This is a genomic window from Paenibacillus montanisoli (assembly GCF_003268025.1).
Lineage (GTDB): Bacteria > Bacillota > Bacilli > Paenibacillales > Paenibacillaceae > Paenibacillus_Z > Paenibacillus_Z montanisoli.
The window spans coordinates 811068-831327 of sequence record NZ_QLUW01000001.1 but is presented as its reverse complement, the minus strand read 5'-3'; the positions used below and the strand labels follow the sequence as shown (position 1 = coordinate 831327).

The following is a 20260-nucleotide window of genomic DNA, read 5'->3' as shown; positions in this document are numbered from 1 at the left end:
TAGACTTGTTATAGCACAAAATCGATCTAATCAGGAGTGAACCTGCCTTTATGGACTGCTTGCAGCTTCCGATCCCGCCCTTGCCTCAATTCGTCACCGTCGGCCATTCCGTCTGGCGGCCGGGCAATCAGCATTTCGAGCGGAGTTTCCCGATGTACGATCTGCTGCTCGTCGTGAAGGGAACCATTTATATTACGGAGGATCAGGTGCCGTATACGATCGGAGCCGGAGATCTGCTGCTGCTGGAGCCCGGCCGCACCCATGTAGGCCATCGGCCCTGCACGGAGGATTCGGAAATCTACTGGGTCCACTTCTATCATCCGCTGCAGGCTGCCCCGATTGCAGGCCAGCAAATCCCGTGGACCTCGATTCTGGAGCCGGGCACCGACGCCGACTTCCTGCCGCGCCGGCAGCTCATGTTCCTGCCGAAGTGGGCGAATGTCGACCCCAAGCCGCTGCTGCCGATTCTGCGCGACATGCTGGACATCCAGCGCAAGCTGAATTTGGAAAACGCCACCAGGCTGCACGGACTGCTCGTCCGCTTGCTGGAACAGCTGCAGCAGCTGACCGTACAATCGACGAAAGCCTCGCGCTCGCTAATGCTAAGCCGGAAGCTCGAGGCGTTTTTGGCCCGATTCGTGAAGGAGCCGTTCCGCTCCGAGTCTCTGGAGGAGGAGTTTCATTTCAACCCGGAGTATCTGTCCCGCTGCCTGAAGAAGCATACCGGCAAAACGCCGGTTCAATATATCCGCCATTTGAAGGTAGAGGAAGCCAAGAGGCTGCTGGCCGCGAGCGAGCTGCCCGTTCCGGTTGTGGCGGAGTCGATCGGCATCGAAGACTATAATTATTTTATCCGCATGTTCCGGGAGACGGCCGGCCAGACGCCTGGCGATTATCGCAGGTCCAGACAGGGCTTGAGCTAATGGGAGTAAAACAATACCCCTAATAGATGGAATTTAATTCTATTGATGCAATCGGCGCATTCATGATTAAATAATAATAATAAACATAGCCTTAATATCATGTTGAATTAGAAACCATTGGAGCGAATTCATGAGCGATATCATCCGATTCTTCGAAACGCACACGTGCTGCATAATCGACAGCTGGATCAGAAGGATGGAGAATGCCTTTCCGGGATATTACAATCCCGAGAAACTTCGTCAGCAGTGCGCCCGTTATGTGATTCTAATCGCGGACATACATATACCTATCGAGCAGCATGAGGTGTTTAACGACTATAAAAAGTGGTGTGATCACCTGTTTGCAAAGCGAGTGCCGATTGAACATATTTTACAAAGCTCGTTATACTTCAGGGAAGCTTTCTTTGAGAGCGTCGCTGATTTTCAGGCGGAACGCGCTGAATTGGTGTCCGTGATCGCGGATGTCGTCTACAGAATCGATCAGTTCCAAACGGTTGTATATTCCTATTTCTTCGACCATGCGCGCGGAAAAATCGAGCAGCAGGATAAACTGATCGAAGATATGCATGCGGACAAGCTGAACCTGATCGGCAAAATGGCCTCCAGCATGGCGCATGAAATCCGCAACCCCTTAACGTCCATCAAAGGGTTTTTCGTACTCATCCGCAAAATGCTTCCGCCCGTCGCGCTCCAAACGATCGAGAAGTATTTGGATATTATCGACAACGAGTTCCGCAACATCGAAATGCAAATTACCGGCTTTCTCAGCTTCTCGCGTAAGCCTATCGCCGATGAAACGCCCGAGTTGACGCCGATCAACGCTTTGATCGAGAAGACAATGCTCCTCGTCAATCCGCTGCTGCTCAATGAGAACATCGAGTTCTCCGCGCATGTGGAGGAAGATCTGCAAGCCCATATCCAGAAAATCGCCCTTATCCAAGTGTTCTCCAACTTGATGAATAATGCGATCGACGCGCTGCGCGAATCGGATGGCCGCCAGCGGTTGATTACCATTCGGGCGATTGCTGACGGCGACCATATCTATGTGCGCATTAGCAACACCGGCCCCGAAATCCCGGCTGTCATTCAAGCCAGCCTATTTGATCCGTTCGTTACGGGCAAAGCTGAAGGCACCGGCCTAGGGCTTGCCATCTGCAAGCAGATTGTGGAACGGAACGACGGGGACATCACGTTCGAAACGAACAACAGGGAAACGACGTTTACGCTTCGATTCCCTGCACCACCGGCCGCGAACCTAGCTCAGCCTACATAAACACTTAAAGCCTCCGGCACCGCAGCTTACACGGTTCCGGAGGCTTCTGTTTTATCCCCCCAACCATTTCCGGAAAAATTTAAGTTTTATGGTTTAATTATTCAAGAACTTGTATCGATCATCCGCACACAACTCATCAGATCGTTTATAATAAGTGACAACCAAAATAAAAGTTCGTCTTTTTATCTATCTATTTGATATAAATTAGCGAATGTTCCTGGGAGGGTAGCATGTGTCTGCTACAATCAAAAATGCAGCGAAGCCGGCCGGACTCGCCGTTCCGACCGACTCTGGCGCATTAAACAACTCAGCGAAGATTAGCGAAGGGACCAAGCGGAGGGTGCATCAGGCTGCCGAAGAGCTCAGCTTTCGGCCTAGCGAAACTGCGCGCAATATAAAGAAACGCAAAAGCGAAACGATCGGCCTCTTCTTGAATGATCTCGGGTATTTCTACGATCAAGCGCGCGGAAGAATCGAGCAGCAGGATAAACTGATCGAGGATATGCATGCGGACAAGCTGAACCTGATCGGCAAAATGGCCTCCAGCATGGCGCATGAAATCCGCAACCCCCTAACATCCATCAAAGGGTTTATCGTACTTATCCGCAAAGTGCTCTCGCCCAACGAGCTCCAATCGATCGAGAAGTATCTGGATATTATCGACAACGAGTTCCGCAACATCGAAATGCAAATTACCGGCTTCCTCAGCTTCTCCCGCAAGCCTATCGCCGATGAAACGCCCGAGTTGACAGCGATCAACTGCTTGATTGAGAAAACACTGCTCCTTGTCAATCCTCTGCTGCTCAATGAGAACATCGAGCTCTTGGCACATGTGGAGGACGGCCTGCAAGCCCATATCCAGAAAATCGCCCTAATCCAAGTGTTCTCCAACTTGATTAATAATGCGATAGACGCACTGCGTGACTCGGGTGGCCGCCAGCGGTTGATTACCATTCGGGCGTTTGCTGACGGCGGCCATGTCTATGTGCGCATCAGCAACACCGGGCCCGAAATCCCGTCTGTCATTCAAACCAGCCTATTTGATCCGTTCGTTACGGGCAAAGCTGAAGGGACCGGTCTTGGGCTAGCCATCTGCAAGCAGATTGTGGAACGGAACGACGGGAACATCACGTTCGAAACGAACAGCAGGGAAACGACGTTTACGCTTCGTTTCCCTGCACCACCGGCCGCGAACCTAACCTAGCCTGCATAAATAAAGCCTCCGGCACCGCAGTTTACACGGTTCCGGAGGCTTCTGTTTGATCAGCTGTTCTTCGTACCCGATGACAGCGCCGCTTCCCATGAGAGCTTAATCCCTCTCGCCTCTGGCAAAGCCCGGTTCTCGCAATTCGGCAACGTAACCGTAACGGGTACACCGGCCGGTGCATCGATCTCAATCGTAAACCGGCTGTCTTCCCATCGCCAATGGACGTACACTAAACCTTGAGGCGTCGAAGCGCGCCCCTTCGCCCAGGTAAGCGGTCCAAGCATCGGCTCGATGCCGATTTCGGCGAAGCCAGGTTTAAGCGGCTTAATGCCAAGCAGCTCCGCCGGGAATTCATAGAGCGGGAGCGCGCCCCACGCGTGGCAGTCGCTTCGTTCCGAAACGGGGTCCTCTACCCAAGCGGTTAGATGCAAATCGACCTGCGCGCGCCATGCATCCCATAGCTTGAACGTCTTCTCATATAGTCCCGTTAACGCAAGCGTACGGAACAGATAGTAGGACATGGCCGTCGAAATCTTCGCGAGCTCCGCATCGCCGAGCATCCGCTCGGTCAGCTCCTTCGCTTCGCTTCCCTGCACCGTTCCCGTCAGCACGGCCCACATCTGCGCATGCTGGCTGTAGGCCTCCGCATTCGGACCGTCACGGAACAATCCCCGCGTTTCCGACCAACAGCTGCGGCGCACGGCATCCCGAATTGAAGCGGCCCGTTCCCGGTACTCCGCTCCCGTTTCCTTGCGTCCGGTCCATTCGTTCAGCTCGGCCGCCTTCACGAGCGCATCGGCATACATCAGATTGTATACCGTCATCGGACCTTTACGAGCGGCGTGCGGCGCGCCTGCATTATCCTTCCAGGCTTCCGTCCAGTCGACGAACGACCAGAAGCTATCCGGCATTTGCCCGACAAGACCGCTATCCTCTCTGCGGTTCTCGAACCAGCCGAGCACGGCATCCATTGAAGGCCGGTAAGCTTTGACCAGCGACGCATCTCCAAAATGCTTGTAATGGTCATAAACCATCATGAGCCAAAATAAAGCGAACCCAGGTATCACTTGTCTGTCGACGGATGGATAGCGGCTTTGCAGTATCCCGCTCGGCAGAAGCGAACTGTGGAAATCGCGGATCGTTTTGCGTCCGAGCCTGTCATCGCCGCTGACGGTATAGGTAAACAGTGCCTGCAGACGGCTGTCCAGCTCATATTGCATCTGCTCGTAATATGGGGTATCCTCGTACGTTTCATGCATGCAGCCTCTCAGCGTGTTCAAACTGATCTCCCACAGCGGACGGAACGTCGGGTCCGAGCCGTCGAAATCAGCAAGTTCCTGCAGAGGATAGCCGCTTTGGCGATAGTCGATTCCGGCCAGTGTGACCGGTTCGTCCCCGGCTTGCACCGTCACCCTGATAAAACGGAACCCTCTGCGGTGAATCGGCTCATAGCTCTCAGGGATAGCCGCTCCAGAGTCGCCCGCGCCCGCTAGCGTATAATAATCTTCAAAGCCAACCAACGCCTTGCCTTCCATTTCGTCGCGAACCCCTTTGTTCCGTGCATGGCCTCTGCCGGTCTGCGGGAACTCATAGCACTCGGCATAAAGAATGGCAGCCTGCGCTCCTTTGCCTCCGTAAAAGGAGACCCTGGGATAACCGCTCGTCATCCGCGACGTATCGAGCTCCACCGTCAGCTTCTCGCCCGGAGCCAGCTCCATGCCGATCAAGCTGTCCGGAGATTCGCCTGTCCCCCACGTCCGCGCCCCGCACTGTCCTTGCATTATTCTTGTAAAGGGCCGGACGGTCTCCCTCATCGGCGGAATGCTTCTCTCGGTCAGCTGCCAACGGGTCAATTGCCCAAACATCGGGTCAAGCACTTGGCTGACGATCTCCGCATTCGTCCAATTCCGTTCATCGAAATCCTTTCTTGCAAAACCGATCGGCAGCATGCCGCCATTCACGCGTTCTCCGCCGCCTATGAACAGCGTGAAGGTTTCTTTCTCGAACAAGAATGCTTCCGCACCGAGACGCAAAGCCCGCCAACGGCTGTCCGTGCTGAGCTCCTCAAGCAGCCGCCCGCCGGTGTCCATCAGCTGACCGTCCAGCAGAAAAGCGCCCATATCCGAACGCCATACCGATGCCGGACCCGTTCGGCCTGCATAGTAGATCACTTGGGCAGCCCAAATATTTTCGCCGGCCTTCAGCTTGTCCGTGACCTCGATGACCTCGTAGTAATGCGTGTTCATGTCGCCTTTCAGCGGACCGCTCGAAACCGGCTCCCCGTTTAACCAGAGCCTGTAGCGGCTGTCAGCGGAAACCCTTACGGTCAGACGGGCGTCCTTTGGATCGGATACCGTAAAGCTGCGGCGAAAATAGGCAATTTGCGGTTCATTCACCCGTGTGCTTGGACCATGACCCGGGTGATGCGGCCAAATCCATTTAGCCTGCCATTTGCGATTCTCTTCCATGTCGGCCTCCTCGTAAACGCTGATTAGATGCATTCCGTCCTGTAAGCTAGTCTTTAGCTGTCTACTCTAGTATAATGAAATAAATGCCAGATTTATAGGCTTGGGAATATTTAGGCGCAATTTGCTAATAAATGGTTGTATAAAGCTAACTATACACACACTGTTTTCCAACCTTTTTGAAATAATTAAAGTTTTAGGTTTGATTATTAAAGAATTTGCATAGATCGTCCGCACACAAGCCATCAGATCGTTTATAATTGACAGCAATAAATGATTCGTCTTTATCTATCTATTTGGATATAAGTTTGCGATTGTTCCTGGGAGGGTAACATGTGTCTGCTACAATAAAAGATGTAGCGAAGCTGGCCGGAGTCGCCGTTTCGACCGTCTCTTACGCATTGAACAACTCAACGAAGATTAGCGAAGAGACCAAGCGAAAAGTGCTTCGGGCTGCCGAAGAGCTGTGCTTTCGGCCAAGCGGCGCTGCGCGCAATTTAAAGAAACGCAAAAGCGAAACGATCGGCCTCTTCTTGAATGATCTCGGCGGTCCGTTCTACAGCCAGGTCATTGAAGGCGTTCAGGAAGTCGTTGCTTCAAACGGGTATAACTTAATCGTCTGCAGCACTTACGGCGGAGAGAACAGCTCTGCGCATCGTTTCCTTCGGGAGCAATTCGTCGACGGCGCCATTATCATGGGAACGGCGATCAGCGACAGTCTGATCCTTCAGGTTGCATCGGAATCCTTTCCGATCGTCGTGCTTGACCGTGCGCTTAGAGGCGATTATGTGCACAATGTTCTCATTACCAATGAGCAAGGCGCCTATGATGCCGTATCCCACTTAATCAAGCTTGGCCGGAGCAAGATCGAATTTCTGAGCGGACCTACAGTTGCTTTCGACAATTCGCTCCGTTTTGACGGCTACAAACGCGCGCTTATGGAGCACAATTTGCCCATACCCAATAAAATCAGCATGTTCGGCCGATTTGTGGAAGCCGGAGGCTATCAAGCCGTAAAGCTGATGATTGCCAGCAAACAGCTGCCGGACGCGATATTCGCGGCTAATGACGAGATGGCGATCGGCGCCATTCGCGCCTTGCACGAAAGCGGCATTCGGGTGCCTGAGGATGTTGCGATCGTCGGCTTCGACAATATCAACATCTCGCCGATTATCCGGCCGGCGCTGACGACGATCAGCCATTCCAAATACGAGATGGGGGCAATCGCCACCCAGCTCGTATTCAATGCGCGCAAGCATGAGAACGAGATCATCCTGCCGACGCAGCTGGTCGTCCGTCAATCCTGCGGCTATAAAGACGGCTTGCAGGAGACTGATTATGACGCTATCGTCGCATCCATTCTCCATGTCGGCGGGCGCAAACAAAATTAGCTTCAAACGTGCCGATGATGTCCTCTGGACTCTCGGCACTTATTATTTAGAGGCACAAAAACAAGCTTAACCCAGTCCGCCCGATCGGGGCGGCGGATTAAGCTTGTTTGCATGGCATAAGTCTCCAAGAGGATGCCGGAACTCACGAACCAAGGACGCGTTATTGCAGCCAAATGCCCACCATTCAACCGCTTCATAACGCCTGGAGTTCATGAGTCCGGACTTGTCGTTAAGCCCCGCTATCTTTTCTTCTCTGCCGTAGACGCCCCGTCTATAAAGCTTTCGATCTTCTTGAGCGCAACCTGCTTCATTTTGTCTACATCCGCTTGCGTCAATTGTTTGCTCTCGATGAGCGACTGGGCCTGCCGGTCAAGATCGGCTGAGATGACGTCAAGGAGCTGCTCGCGCGTAATCCCGCGCTCTGCCGCAATGGCGCTAATCGATTTGCCGGCGTCCATCAGCTCGCCGAATTCGGGCTTCTCAAGTCCGAGCAGATCGAGAACCGCTTTCATGTTCAGCTCCAATTGATTCCCTTTGGACATCTGCTCTGCAAGCGGCGTGGTATAGATGCGCTGCGCTTCCAAGCTGACCTTCTTCTGGATATTCGCCTTCTCTTCATCCGTCAGCTGCTCCGAACTCAGCTTCACATTAATCGCGGCAAGCAAATCCGCGGCCAACCGGTCGATCAGCGGCTGCACCTCGATGCCTCTCTCTCTTGCAATGTCATCAAGCGATTTGCCCGCCTTCATGGCCTGCTCGATTGCTGTTTTGTCCAGCCCCAGCTGCTCCGCCAGCCTGTAAGGGTCAAAGCCGGCTTCTTTGCCTGCCGCCTTCTCCTTCTTGGCCAACTCGAGCTTGCCGGCCTTAGCGGCGGCGATATCCGTTTGTCTCGGCTTCTTGCTGCCGTAGCCGTCCGCCGCGTACGCCGACACCGGAATGGCAACGGCGAGCGCAATGGCTGCCGCGGTTAACTTCCAGCCCATCCTCTTCATATCACTTCAACACCTCCTTCATTGAGATTCCGCCTTCTTGCGGTCAAATTCATTGTAACGGCACATTCTGAAACGACTCTGAAACGATCGGCAGCGTGACATAAAAGGTTGTCCCTGTCCCTTCCTCGCTTTCGACGCGAAGCTTGCCCTGATGAGCAAGCACGATCTGCTTTGCGATGGCAAGTCCCAAGCCCGTGCCTTCCGAGCGGCGCGTGCGCGCTTGATCGAGCCGGTAGAACCGTTCGAAAATGCCGTTCAGATGCGCTTTCGATATGCCGATGCCGGTATCGTTAACGATAAATGAAGTTTCGTTCGATCTGGCGGCGAAGTCGATCGTGACCGTTCCGCCTTCCCGGTTGTACTGCATCGCATTTTCCGCGAGGATGAAGACAAGCTGCCTGATCCGCACTTCATCGCCAAAGACGAATACTTCATCGGATCCGGCGCTCCACCTGACTCGTATCCCTCTGCTTTGGGCCAGAGGCTCCAGCTGCTCCAGAACCTGCCTAACCGTATTCCGAAGCGAAAAGGTTGTCTTCATCAGCTCGATCCGGCCGTTATCGCTCCGTGCCAATGTAAGCAGGTTATCGACTAAGCGTATCAAATGATGGATCTCCTTGCCGGTTTTGGCCAGCACCTTCCGGTGAAAAGCAGGCAGCGCTTCCCTCTGCTCGTTCAGCACTTCAACGGAAGAGCGCAAAATGCTTAGCGGCGTACGCAGCTCATGGGACGCATCCGCCGTGAATTGCTCCTGCCGCCGATAGGCTTGCACGATCGGAACCATGGCACGACCGGCCAGCACATAGCCGGCAGCGGCGCCTAAGATCAACATGGCGGCGGCAAAGCCGATGAACGCCCAACGTAATTGAGCCAATAAGGCGACGTCGCTTGTGACCTCCTGCGCGACGATGATGCGGTAAACTTCGCCCGCGGACGCGCCATTCATCGCCATGCCGCCGATCCGGAATGATCGATCGCCGGCATTCACGTTGTCATACGTGTTATCCGGCTTGCCAAGCAAGCTTGGAAGCAGGGGCATCAGCGGAAAATCCGGGATCACTTCTCTGTCCTTGCCGGACGATTGGAGCAGAATCTCCCCTTCGGGGCTGACCAGCCAAGCCATTTGGTTCAATTGCAGCCCGCTCGGAGCGAAGGATGCGCTAATTTTATTACGGTTACCCATCTCCTGGTACAACAGCTCCCATTTGGGGGAGTCTATCAAGCCCTTCAGCTCCGAGGCATACTGCTTGGTGATCGACAGTAGCTGGCTGTTCTGAGAAGAGGTGATCATGTGCTGCACCATCCAAAGCGCAAACAAAACCGTAAGCGCCAAAATGATGCCGATCGTCATGGAAAACCGGCGCGTCAGCGCAGCCTGCGTCCGTTTAAACATGCTCCTCACCGCCGGCCGGCGACAGGCGGTAGCCTGCGCCATAAATGCTATGAATGTATTTGATCGGATGAGGCCCGTCCACTTTTTTGCGCAGCAGCTTGACGGTCGCATCCACCGTATTCAGCGTGACTTCAGCGCCGACTCCCCACACCTGGTCCAGCAGCTGCTCGCGCGAGAGCAAATGCCCGGCATGCCGCACCAGGCAGGCAAGCAGTTGAAATTCGCGCCTTGTCAGCGTAATCGGCTGACCGCCGCGCGTTACCTCGTGACGGTTCAAATGGACGGCCAGCTCCCCGACCTGAAGCGTCTCGGACTGTATGGCTCGCTCTTGCCGCCGGAATAAAGCCAGCAGGCGCGCTTCCAGCTCTTCGAAAGCAAACGGCTTGATCATATAATCGTCCGCGCCCGCATGCAGGCCTTCCACCCGATCCTGCACCGCATCCCGCGCGGTAAGCAGCAAGATCGGCGTGTGGTCGTCCAGTCTCCTCGCGTTCCGAATCAGCTCCATGCCCGTAGCGCCGGGAAGCATCCAATCCAGCACATAGGCGTCATAGCGGCCCGGGCCCATCGCATCCCGCGCTTCTCGGCCGTCCTTCAGCCAATCTACGACATGATACCGCCGCCGAAGCTGGTGCTCCGTCAACTCCCCAAGCGTCTCGTCATCTTCCGCCAATAGAATGCGCAACGTCTACTCCTCCATTTTTGTCGTAATTAAGCGATTATACCTGCAAAAGATGAAAGGAGGCTGAAAAAAGCAAATTCGCTCACACCAAAAAAGCTTAACCCGGCATCCCGTCAAGGCGCTGGATTAAGCATAGCAAAGCTCAGTTCAACACTCCCGTGCTGTTGATATGAACCGTAAAGCTCGGCTTGATCACGACATTCTGATACTTTTGCTCCCGGTCCATGCTTCTCCATAGCTCCGGATACTTCACTCTCAACCTTCTGCCGATGCCGAGCGCATCGCAATTCGCTTGACGCAATTTGGCCGTCACGACGGATGATTCCTTATTCAGCCAATCGGCCATTTCTTGGTTCACTTGTTTACGGTCGATTTCACGATCCATCCTGCTCGGCAAGCTTGCGATCGCCCCGTAGAGGTCAACATGAACCGAGCATTCAATCTTTCCCGTAGATCCATTCGCGGTCACATGGATCGATCGCTTTAATTTCCGCACAAGAATCGTACTCATTCCCTGTTCAATCGGAATATTCATCGTCGCTTGGGCATTCAGCGTGCCGTCCATGAGCAGCAAGATCGTGCTGTCCGCCCGCTCAAGCGTTACGCCTGAATAGCGATCTCCGTCGAACAAGCAAATGCCGTCAACGGTCAACGCTGTCTCGTTCACCTTGCGAATCATCGGCACGATTGCATCCTCGCCCTGTGTCGAGACCTCGCTCCAGAGCGAATATAACGTCTGCTTAGGAACTACGGTTTTGCGTGCCGCACTGTGGAGGATTTGCTTGATGCCGAAGGCCACCGGGCTGTTATCGATTTTATTGAAGGACAACACCTCGGAAGCCATTCCCTTGCTGATGATGAGATCCGCTTTCAGAAAAAACTTCGGATTGCGGTAAAACGGCTCGAGCGGAGCCATGACGCCTTTCTTCGCAAGCTCTTCCCCGATTATAACGACATGCGTCTTGCTCGCTTCCAAGGTGCCGGGCAGCATGTTATCTATTTTATAGCCAATGAGATAGACTGAAGCGCCGACCGCCTTTATCACCTCGTCTTTCGCATCGAACTGGCCGCCGCCCTTACTCTCCAGAACGATCGTTCGGATCGTCCCCATCATTTGATCATTTCCTACTAAGTCCAAGCTGAGCCCGTTCACCAGCTTCTTGTTCGTTAAATTCTGGATATCCCAGCAGCCTGTCAGAAGCATCGGCAATAAGCTCAAACAAGCCGCAAATTTAATCCCCCTCTTCATGTCGACTCCGCCTTCGCGCCGGCAGTTGTCAGGAAAGACCCTAACCACAGCAGTAAAGGTACCGCCGCGATCATAATGAAGTAGGCTTTTTCCAGCCATTTATTAAACGGTTCCAAACTTTCCAATTTCGAAAGATACCACCCGATTGCGAAAACCGCCGCACCGCTGAAGAGCACCAGCTTTTGATAGGCAGACTGGCTTGTCGTTAAGCTTTTGCCGGCTACGCATAAATACGATACGATCGTAACCGTCATCGGGATGATCCAGATCGTCAGGAAGATCAGGTCGATCCGGTCGAACAGCTGATAGGACAGCCCTTTCAGAATATACAGAACCGGCTCGTTCATATGCCCCAGCGCATCCGGGCTAAACCCGATTAAGCAGATAAAGACGAAGTAAGTATAGAACAAGGTCACAAAGAGATTGGCCAACGAAATAACCTTGAACATGCCCTTCCGATTGCCTTGAACCTGCGAGAAATAGAACAGCGTCACTTCAAAGCCCAGCATGGAGAAGAACGTTTTCTCGCTTCCGTTCAAGATCTGCAGCACGCCGGTTTGGCCGATCGGCATAATGTTCGACACATGTACGTTATTGGAGAAGGTCAAAATACTAATCATTATCAGCACGATGAACAGCGCCGACGAGAGAACGAAGAACCTCGCAATGACGCGCAGGTTATCGTAGGCCAAGTAAAGGCTCGTCCCGATGATGAGCAGCAGCAGAATCCACCCCGGCGTAAGCGGAAGCATCCAATTTTTGACGAGCTCGACGTACAGCGTGCTCGCATACGCGGCGATGAAAACGAAGAACGCATAATAAACGGCATTTATCGCTCTCCCTATATAGGGGCCAAGCATGCGTACCGTAATAGCGCTTAAATTGTCATTGGGGAATTTCCGGAGGAGCAGCCAATAGACGAGAAGGATGAACTGAATGACTGTGCCTGCAACTAGAACCGATATCCAAGAGTCGCTTTTAGCCGAGCTTTGAATCTCAGCCGGCAGCGACAATAGACCGATTCCGATTTGCGTCTTGATGATCAGGAATAGCAACTGGGTTCTGTCGATCGTACTGTTCAAGGACGCTTCCACCTTCCGAACAATGAGTGTTTGGTGCCGCCTTGCCCCTTATCTCGCGAAGTACGCGTGACCATCCATAATGGCAGCCGCAGAAAAATATCTTTGATGCTCTCTTTGCCTTCAAACGGACCGAACGGAGCAAAATAGGGGATTCCCAACGTTTCGATCTTGCACAGGTGGATAAAGACCAGCATCAGCATAATGGCGATGCCGAAGAAGCCGAACGCCGAGGCCGCCAGCATGATCGGGAAGCCGAGCACCCGCAGGCTCGTCCCAAACTCGTTGATCGGCGTAGCGAATGAGGCGATGGCCGTCAAACCGATGACGACAATCATCGTATGCGATACCAACTGTGCTTCTACGACGGCTGTCCCGATGACTAGCCCCCCTACAATGCCGATGGTTTGGGAAATTGGAGAGGGCAGCCGGATCGCCGCTTCTTTCAGCAGTTCCAGAATCGTCTGCATCACAAGCGCCTCGAGGAGAGGCGGCAGCGGAACATACGTTAGCGAAACTTTGACGGAGTAGAGGATGCCGATCGGCAGCACCTCCGAATGGTACGTAACGATCGCGATGTAGATTGCCGGCAAGCAGATCGCGATCACAAAGCTGATCAGCCGGATAATTCTGTAGAACGATCCGATAATCCAGCGGGTGTTGTAATCGTCCGGCGATTGATAGAAGGCGAAGAACGTGATGGGAAGAATCAGCGCTCTCGGATTGCCTGCCACGAAAATGATGATTTTGCCCTCCATTAAGTACGATACCGCCCGATCCGGCCGCTCTGTCTGCAGGGTCTGCGGAAAGAGCGACATCGGATGCTCCTCAAGCAATTCATTGATATTGCCCACGGAATACAAGTAGTCCGAATCGACGGATGAAAGCCTCTTCTCCGCCTCCGCTACAAGCTTGGGCAGCGCGATCTGATCCATATAGACCATCGTCACTTTCGTATTCGTCAACTTGCCCATGGTGAAGTACTTCACCTTCAGCTTGGGATTTCTCAACCGCTTTCGGAGCAAATACAGATTCGTGACCGGGTTCTCGATGAAGCCGTCATGCGGCCCCTTAATCACTTGCTCGTCTTTGGGCTCCTGGATCGAACGTTCGTACGATTGCGGGACACGTATGATAATAGCGGCTTGCTCGTTTTCCGTTAAAAGGACGCAGCAGCCTTCCAGCATACATTTGCCGATTTGATAGATGTTCGTCAGCTTCGCCGTGGTTGAGCGCACGAGCTGCTCTAGCGCACGGTCGCCGGATTCCAGCATCGGCGTCATAAAATAGGCTTGAAGGGATTCATGCTTCACGAGAGACTCGACATATACGATCGAACAGATCTGATTATCAAACTTCTGTACGATTAGATCTTCCGTGTTGGAGAAATAGGTTTGAATCTGGGAGATCCGCTGCTCGATCGTTCCGACAGCCAATTCCTCGGCTTGATCCTGCTTGCCTGGTTCATAACTTCCTTTCTTGATGCGGTACACGCGATCACCACCCGCTGATGTTTTGCCGATATTATGTGCAGAATGACGCGTATTTATGGATGAGCATGAAATTTATGGCATGGCAAAAAGGACAGAAGCCGCAGCCCCTGTCCGTTCATGTCCAGCTCGTTTCATGATGCTTGCTTATGCAGCCTTGTTTTGCTTCAAATCCCAGCCGCCCGTGATCGGAACGGACTTGCCTTTGGCATCGGTCGCCCAGAAGGTCCACTTGATCTTGTTAAAGCGCAGCGAGACCGATTCGTTCGTATCATTGAAGGAGTAGCTGCTGATCACGATGTCTTCCAGCGATATCGTCATGTAAGGCACTTGCTTCCCATCTGCCACCGTACGGAGATAAACCAGCTTGCCTTTCGGGATATGAACCCCATTCAGCGAGTTCATCATGATCGGAATCGAAGAAGCATCCGTCGCTTTCGTAAAATAAATGTCCGACAGCGTCGCTTTGCCGCTTCCGTTCCCAGCTCCGGGAGCAGCTGTGCCTTGATTGACGATCGAGAAGGAGGAGCCGGTAAGTTCGATCCAGCGCTCATACCCCTTGAGCGTGGATTCCCCGTTAATTCCATCGAGCTGCAGCAAAATTTTACCTTTGTTCGCCGCAGCCGCAGCTGCATTCGCCGGAACGATACTTAAGGTCAGGGCCAGTAAACAGGCGAGCAAAATAGCCGTAAGAAGCTTCTTCAAGAAGATCACTCCTTCTGGAAATTAGATACAATTCGTATCGCAAGCATAGTATATCGCCGCGGATTGCGCTTGTATATAGTCCGAACGATATCCTACTTGCGCATGAAAAAAAGAGGAAGTCCCGTGCCATTAGGTTCGGGACTTCCTCTTTTGGAATGTGTTGCACCCATCAAGGGCAACTATTATTTCGCTGCTTTTTTCCAGTCGGCCGCGAATTTGTCGATCCCTTGATCGGTCAGCGGATGCTTGGAAATTTGCTCGATCACCGACCAAGGAACCGTAGCGATATGCGCGCCGGCCATGGCGACGCGCGTGACATGATCCGGATGGCGGACGGACGCCGCGATGATCTGCGCGTCCAGACGATGGATCCGGAACAGCTCCGCAACCTTCGCGACCAACTGCACGCCGTCTTCGGAAATATCGTCCAAGCGTCCCAGGAAAGGCGAAACATAGGAAGCGCCTGCGCGGGCGGCCAAGAGAGCCTGATTGACGGTGAAGATCAGCGTCACGTTCGTCTTCACGCCTTTATTCGCCAGGTAGCGGCATGCTTCCAGGCCTGCGATCGTCATCGGGAGCTTAATCGTAATGTTTTTGTCGTAATTGTTGATCTTGATCAGCTCATCCGCTTGCGCGATCATCTCTTCGGCTGTTACCGCGTCGGGAGTCACTTCGGCGGATACGGATTCCACTTCAGGCACCGCGCGCAGAATCTCGGCAATGCGGTCCTCGAATTTCACGCCCTCCTTGGCCACTAAGGATGGGTTTGTCGTGACGCCGGACAGAATGCCGATCTTGTAAGCCTTCTTGATGTCCTCCAGGTTTGCCGTATCGATAAAAAACTTCATCGCTCTCAACCTCCGAATCGAAATGAATGAACACCTATGATTACAGCAGCTCTTTCGCCAAACGAACGACATTGCTTACCGAGAAGCCGAAATACGCCATAACCTCCGTACCTGGACCCGAAGCGCCGAAGGTGTCGATCGACAGCGTCTTGCCGCTTGGACCCGCATAGCGCTCCCAGCCGAGCGAGATGCCCGCTTCGATGGCTACCCGTTTCGTGACGGAAGCCGGCAGCACCGCTTGCTTGTAATCCTCAGGCTGGCGGTCGAACAGCTCTCTGCTCGGCATTGCTACCACCCGTACGGAGAAGCCTTCTTGCTCCAGCTCCGCTTTAGCATCCGCGGCGAGCGAAACCTCGGAACCCGTTCCGATCAGAATGAGATCCGGCTGGCCGTTCGTTTCCGTCAGCACGTATCCGCCTTTGGCCACCGCTTCGACATTGCGCTTCGTTGCTTCAAATACCGGCAGGTTCTGTCTGCTCAGTACCAGCGCGACCGGACCTTCTTGCTGCTGCAAGGCGTAGGCCCATGCGCTTGCCGTTTCGTTGGCGTCGGTCGGCCGGATGACCGTGAGTCCCGGAATCGTACGCAACGCAGCCAGATGCTCGATCGGCTCATGCGTCGGCCCGTCTTCCCCGACCGCGATCGAGTCGTGCGTGAAGACGTAGACGACTGGCAGCTTCTGCAGCGCTGCAAGACGAATGGCAGGGCGCAAGTAATCGCTGAATACGAAGAAGGTGCTCACGAACGGCTTAACCCCGCCATGCAGCGCCATCCCGTTGCCGGCAGCGCCCATCGCATGCTCGCGGACGCCGAAATAGACATTCCGTCCCGCGTAGTCATTGACGGCAAACGTCTGCTCGCCGCTAATATCCGTCATAGTGGAATGCGATAAATCCGCGCTTCCGCCGAACAGCGAAGGGACGAGCTTCACGTAATGATTGATGGCGTTGCCGCTGGCTACGCGCGTCGAGATCGATTTGCCGGCATCGAACGTCAACATGTCCGCTGCGTCGATGGACACCTCGCCCCCGATGACGGCCACAAGCTCATTGCCGAGCTCATGGTGCTGCGCTTGATAAGCTGCCAGCAGGCCGTTCCACGCTTCTTCTTTGGCTGCTCCTTGCCGCTTCAGCTCGTCGAAGTGAGCTCTAACGTCAGCCGGAACCGTAAACTCCTCTTCATGCGGCCAACCGTACACTTCTTTGGTCGCCTTGGCCTCTTCCTTGCCGAGGGGCGCGCCGTGCGCTTTGTTCGTGCCCTGCACCTTCTTGCTGCCGTAGCCAATGACCGTACGTACTTCGATCAGCGTCGGTTGTTCAAGATTCTGCTTCGCCGCAGAGATCGCCGCAGAGATGAGCTCGATATCGTTGCCGTCCTCGACCCGGAGGTATTGCCATTGCGCCGATTCCGCCCGCTTCCGCATGTTTTCCCCGAATGAAAGGTTCAGGTCCCCATCCAAGGAGATGTCGTTGGAATCGTACAGCACGATCAACTTGCCCAGCTTCATATGCCCTGCCATCGACATCGCCTCGTAGGAAATGCCTTCCATGAGGCAGCCGTCTCCGACAAGCGCGTAAGTGTAATGATCGATGACCGGGAATCCGTCGCGGTTGAATTTCGCGGCCAGATGCGCTTCGGCCATCGCCATGCCGGCAGCCATCGCGACCCCTTGGCCGAGCGGTCCGGTCGTCGCATCCACGCCGTCCGTATGCCCGAACTCAGGATGCCCCGGCGTCTTGCTGTTCAGCTTGCGGAACTGCTTGAGATCGTCCAGCGACACCTGGTAGCCCGTCAGATGCAGCAGGCTGTACAACAAGGCTGAGCCATGGCCCGCGGATAGGACGAAACGGTCGCGATTGAACCAGCGTGAATGGCCCGGATTGTGGCTCAGCTGCTTCGCCCATAGGGCGTACGCCATCGGCGCGGCCCCCATCGGCAGCCCGGGATGGCCGGAATTTGCGGCGTTAATGGCGTCGATGGACAACGTCCGGATCGTATCGACAGCCAACTGATCAATGGTTTGCGTTATAGGCATAGTGCGTTCCTGCTTTCGTTTCGGTATCGTCTTGCTCTTGCTCTTGCTCTTGCTTGGTATCGAAGTGCCAACGGAAGCCGTCCTTCGCCAGCAATTCATCGGACGCGGCCGGTCCGTAAGACCCCGCTTCATAAGCGTGAAGCGGAACTTGATTCGCTTGGAATGCGTCCAGAATCGGCTGCGTCCATTTCCAAGCCAGCTCCACCTCATCCCAATGCGCGAAGAACGTCGGATCGCCGAGCATCGCATCGCGGATCAAGTTCTCATACGCTTCGGGGACATCCTGCTGGTTCGCATGAAAGTCGATGCGGATCGGCTGAAGCTCGCCCGTCCGCCCCGTATCCTTCATATTCAATTGCAGCGTGATGCCTTCATTCGGGCTGATCTCAATGACGAGCAAATTCGGCCGCTTCCGTTCATCCTTATGGCCGGCCTGATTCGCTAGCGGCTCTTTGAATTCGATGACGAGACGCGTCGACTTCTCCTTCATGCGCTTGCCGGTCCGAATATAGAACGGTACGCCCCGCCAAAAGTAATCGTCGATCTGCAGCTTTGCGGCGATAAACGTATCGTTCATGGAGCCTTCCGGTATGCCCGGCTCGGCCGCGTAGCCAATGACCGGCTTCCCTTGAATCTCGCCGGAGGCATATTGCCCGCGGACGACCAAGGAAGCGAGATCTTCCTGCTGAAGCGGAACCAAAGCCTCCATCACCTTCTTCTTCTTCAGCCGCACCTCTTCCGAGGAGCTGTTGCTCGGCAGGTGAATCGCCAGCATCGTCAGGAGCTGCAGCATGTGGTTCTGGAACATATCCCGCACGGCGCCAGCCTGATCGTAATAGGCGGCCCGTTCCTCGACGCCGACCGTCTCATTCGCCGTAATTTGCACATTGGCGATGTGGCGGTTCGTCCATAGCGCATGCAGCACCGGGTTGGACTGCTGCAGCGTCTCCAGCCGCTGGACCATCGGCTTGCCGAGATAATGGTCGATCCGGTAAATTTCATGCTCCGCAAAAGCTTTGCCTAGCTTCTCGTTCAGCACCCGGGCGGACTGCAGATCGTGGCCGAACGGCTTCTCGATGACGAGCCGCTTCCAGCCCTTCGCGGAGCCAAGTCCGCTTTCCATGAGATTCGCTGCGATCGGCTCGAAGAACTCCGGCGATACGGACAAGTAGAACATCCGGTTCGGCGCCGCTCCGAGCGCTTCCTCCCGCCGCTCAATCCGCGACAGCAGCTTCCCGTAGTCTTCCAAGCGGCCGATATGGAGCACATTGTAGCGGAACGCGTTCAAAAATTGCTGCGTAACCGCCTCATCTTGCGGCTCGCGTCTCGAAAAGGCGCGCAGCGATTGCTCGACATGCGAGCGGAACGTCTCGTCGGTCAGCTCTCTTCTGCCCAAGCCGAAGACAGAGAACGATCGCGGCAGCTTTCCGTCGATGAATAGATTATATAAAGCCGGGTAAATTTTCCGTTTAGCCAAATCTCCCGTTGCTCCAAATAAGACAAGTGACATAGCTTCCATCTGCTTTGCTCCTTCCCTGATTGCCTTAGATCCACTATAATACGATTAGCATCCATATAAGTAATCAATATATTTAACAGGAGCTATAGACCACGTCTATGAACAATAACTACGAATTGTACAAGGTTTTTTATTGGGCGGCGAAGACCGGCAGCCTGACCCAAGCGGCCAAAGCGCTGTATATTACGCAGCCGAGCGTCAGCCACGCCATCAAGCAGCTGGAGGACAGCTTCGGCCTGACGCTGTTTTACCGGAATCCGAAGGGCGTTGCGCTTACGCAGGAAGGCGCCATCCTCTACTCCTATATCGAGCAGTCGCAAATACTGATTTCAACGGCGGAGGAAAAGATGGCCGCGCTTAAAAATCTGGACAGCGGCGAGCTGCGGATCGGCGGCAGCGATTCGCTGTTCAAGCACTATATTCTGCCTTATCTGGAGGACTATCACCGGCTCTATCCCGGCGTAAGGCTGCATCTGAATCACGGAACGACGCCGGAGGTCATCTCGTTCTTGAAGGAAGGTCGCATCGATCTCGGCGTCGTGCGGATGCCGATCGTGGATCCCCAGCTCGAGGTAAGGGAGAGCCTCCAGCTGCAGGACTGCTTCGTTGCGGGGGCTCATTACGCCGAGCTAAGGGGAATGGTATTATCGCTGGATAAGCTGTTGGAGTACCCCGTCATCCTGTTCTCGCGAAACAGTCGTGCGCGAATGGCGATTACGGAATTATTCCAGAGCTACGGAATCACCTTGAAGCCTGAGATCGAGGTCGGCAGCGTGGATTTGCTCATCGAGCTCGCGCGCAAAGGACTCGGCATCTCTTACGTGACCCGGGAGTTCGTATCCAAGGAGCTCGAGAACGGTTCGCTCTTCGAAATTCAGCTGGACGTGGCGCTGCCGCCTTCTCACGTCGGCATCATGACCATGCGCAACATGCCGCTGTCGAGCAGCGCGGGCAAGTTTATCGAGCTGATGCGGCTGATCTAAACAATGAAGGCTGCCTGGATCGGCAG

16 protein-coding genes are annotated in these 20260 nt (G+C 54.3%); 5 read left to right on the top strand and 11 right to left on the bottom strand.

Features of this window, described 5'->3' with window-relative positions; translation table 11 throughout:
* The first annotated feature begins 50 nt into the window (after positions 1-50).
* The 3 genes from DL346_RS03630 (at position 51) to DL346_RS03620 (ending at position 3400) form a co-directional block, all read left to right on the top strand.
* Entirely contained in the window at positions 51-923 is an 873-nt protein-coding gene (locus DL346_RS03630) for an AraC family transcriptional regulator (RefSeq protein WP_112880703.1), read from the top strand.
* A 130-nt stretch (positions 924-1053) separates the two neighbouring features.
* A complete protein-coding gene (locus tag DL346_RS03625) occupies positions 1054-2196 on the top strand; it encodes a sensor histidine kinase (RefSeq protein WP_112880702.1) in 1143 nt (380 codons plus the stop codon).
* A 232-nt stretch (positions 2197-2428) separates the two neighbouring features.
* Positions 2429-3400, top strand: a complete 972-nt coding sequence (locus tag DL346_RS03620) for a sensor histidine kinase (protein ID WP_112880701.1) — start codon at positions 2429-2431, stop codon at positions 3398-3400.
* A 59-nt stretch (positions 3401-3459) separates the two neighbouring features.
* Here the strand turns inward: DL346_RS03620 and DL346_RS03615 are convergent, their stop codons facing one another.
* Entirely contained in the window at positions 3460-5871 is a 2412-nt protein-coding gene (locus tag DL346_RS03615; RefSeq protein ID WP_165822361.1) for an alpha-L-rhamnosidase-related protein, read from the bottom strand.
* Positions 5872-6203: 332 nt separating this feature from the next.
* Here DL346_RS03615 and DL346_RS03610 point away from each other — a divergent pair, with 332 nt between their 5' ends.
* The gene (locus DL346_RS03610; RefSeq protein WP_112880699.1) at positions 6204-7259 is read left to right on the top strand and encodes a LacI family DNA-binding transcriptional regulator; all 1056 of its coding nucleotides are present in this window, start codon (positions 6204-6206) and stop codon (positions 7257-7259) included.
* Positions 7260-7498: 239 nt separating this feature from the next.
* Here DL346_RS03610 and DL346_RS03605 read toward each other — a convergent pair whose 3' ends face one another.
* From DL346_RS03605 to zwf, 10 genes are all read right to left on the bottom strand, one after another.
* Positions 7499-8251 (bottom strand): hypothetical protein, encoded by a 753-nt coding sequence (locus DL346_RS03605; protein ID WP_112880698.1) that lies wholly within the window; start codon positions 8249-8251, stop codon positions 7499-7501.
* Between the two features lie 49 nt (positions 8252-8300).
* Entirely contained in the window at positions 8301-9644 is a 1344-nt protein-coding gene (locus DL346_RS03600) for a sensor histidine kinase (protein ID WP_165822360.1), read from the bottom strand.
* Positions 9637-10329 (bottom strand): response regulator transcription factor, encoded by a 693-nt coding sequence (locus tag DL346_RS03595; protein ID WP_112880696.1) that lies wholly within the window; start codon positions 10327-10329, stop codon positions 9637-9639. Before DL346_RS03595 ends, DL346_RS03600 begins: the two co-directional genes overlap by 8 nt.
* A gap of 139 nt (positions 10330-10468) precedes the next feature.
* Complete coding sequence (locus tag DL346_RS03590) at positions 10469-11575, bottom strand: Ger(x)C family spore germination protein (protein WP_165822359.1); 1107 nt, start codon at positions 11573-11575, stop codon at positions 10469-10471.
* Positions 11572-12657 carry a GerAB/ArcD/ProY family transporter gene (locus DL346_RS03585; RefSeq protein ID WP_165822358.1) on the bottom strand — a complete coding sequence of 362 codons (1086 nt, stop codon included), beginning with the start codon at positions 12655-12657 and terminating at the stop codon, positions 11572-11574. Before DL346_RS03585 ends, DL346_RS03590 begins: the two co-directional genes overlap by 4 nt.
* The gene (locus DL346_RS03580; protein WP_165822357.1) at positions 12654-14147 is read right to left on the bottom strand and encodes a spore germination protein; all 1494 of its coding nucleotides are present in this window, start codon (positions 14145-14147) and stop codon (positions 12654-12656) included. The genes DL346_RS03585 and DL346_RS03580 overlap by 4 nt, the downstream gene beginning before the upstream one ends.
* A gap of 144 nt (positions 14148-14291) precedes the next feature.
* Positions 14292-14849, bottom strand: coding sequence for an Hcp family type VI secretion system effector (locus tag DL346_RS03575; RefSeq protein WP_165822356.1), 558 nt, complete (start codon positions 14847-14849; stop codon positions 14292-14294).
* A 182-nt stretch (positions 14850-15031) separates the two neighbouring features.
* Positions 15032-15697: a fructose-6-phosphate aldolase gene (gene fsa, locus DL346_RS03570; protein WP_112880692.1), complete on the bottom strand. Its 666-nt coding sequence runs from the start codon at positions 15695-15697 to the stop codon at positions 15032-15034.
* Positions 15698-15737: 40 nt separating this feature from the next.
* Positions 15738-17726, bottom strand: coding sequence for a transketolase (gene tkt / locus DL346_RS03565; protein ID WP_112881762.1), 1989 nt, complete (start codon positions 17724-17726; stop codon positions 15738-15740).
* Positions 17710-19251: a glucose-6-phosphate dehydrogenase gene (gene zwf / locus DL346_RS03560; protein ID WP_112880691.1), complete on the bottom strand. Its 1542-nt coding sequence runs from the start codon at positions 19249-19251 to the stop codon at positions 17710-17712. Before zwf ends, tkt begins: the two co-directional genes overlap by 17 nt.
* 98 nt (positions 19252-19349) lie before the next feature.
* Between zwf and DL346_RS03555 the strand changes: the two genes are divergently transcribed.
* On the top strand, positions 19350-20234 hold the full coding sequence (locus DL346_RS03555; RefSeq protein ID WP_112880690.1) for a LysR family transcriptional regulator: 885 nt from the start codon (positions 19350-19352) through the stop codon (positions 20232-20234).
* Positions 20235-20260: the final 26 nt, after the last annotated feature.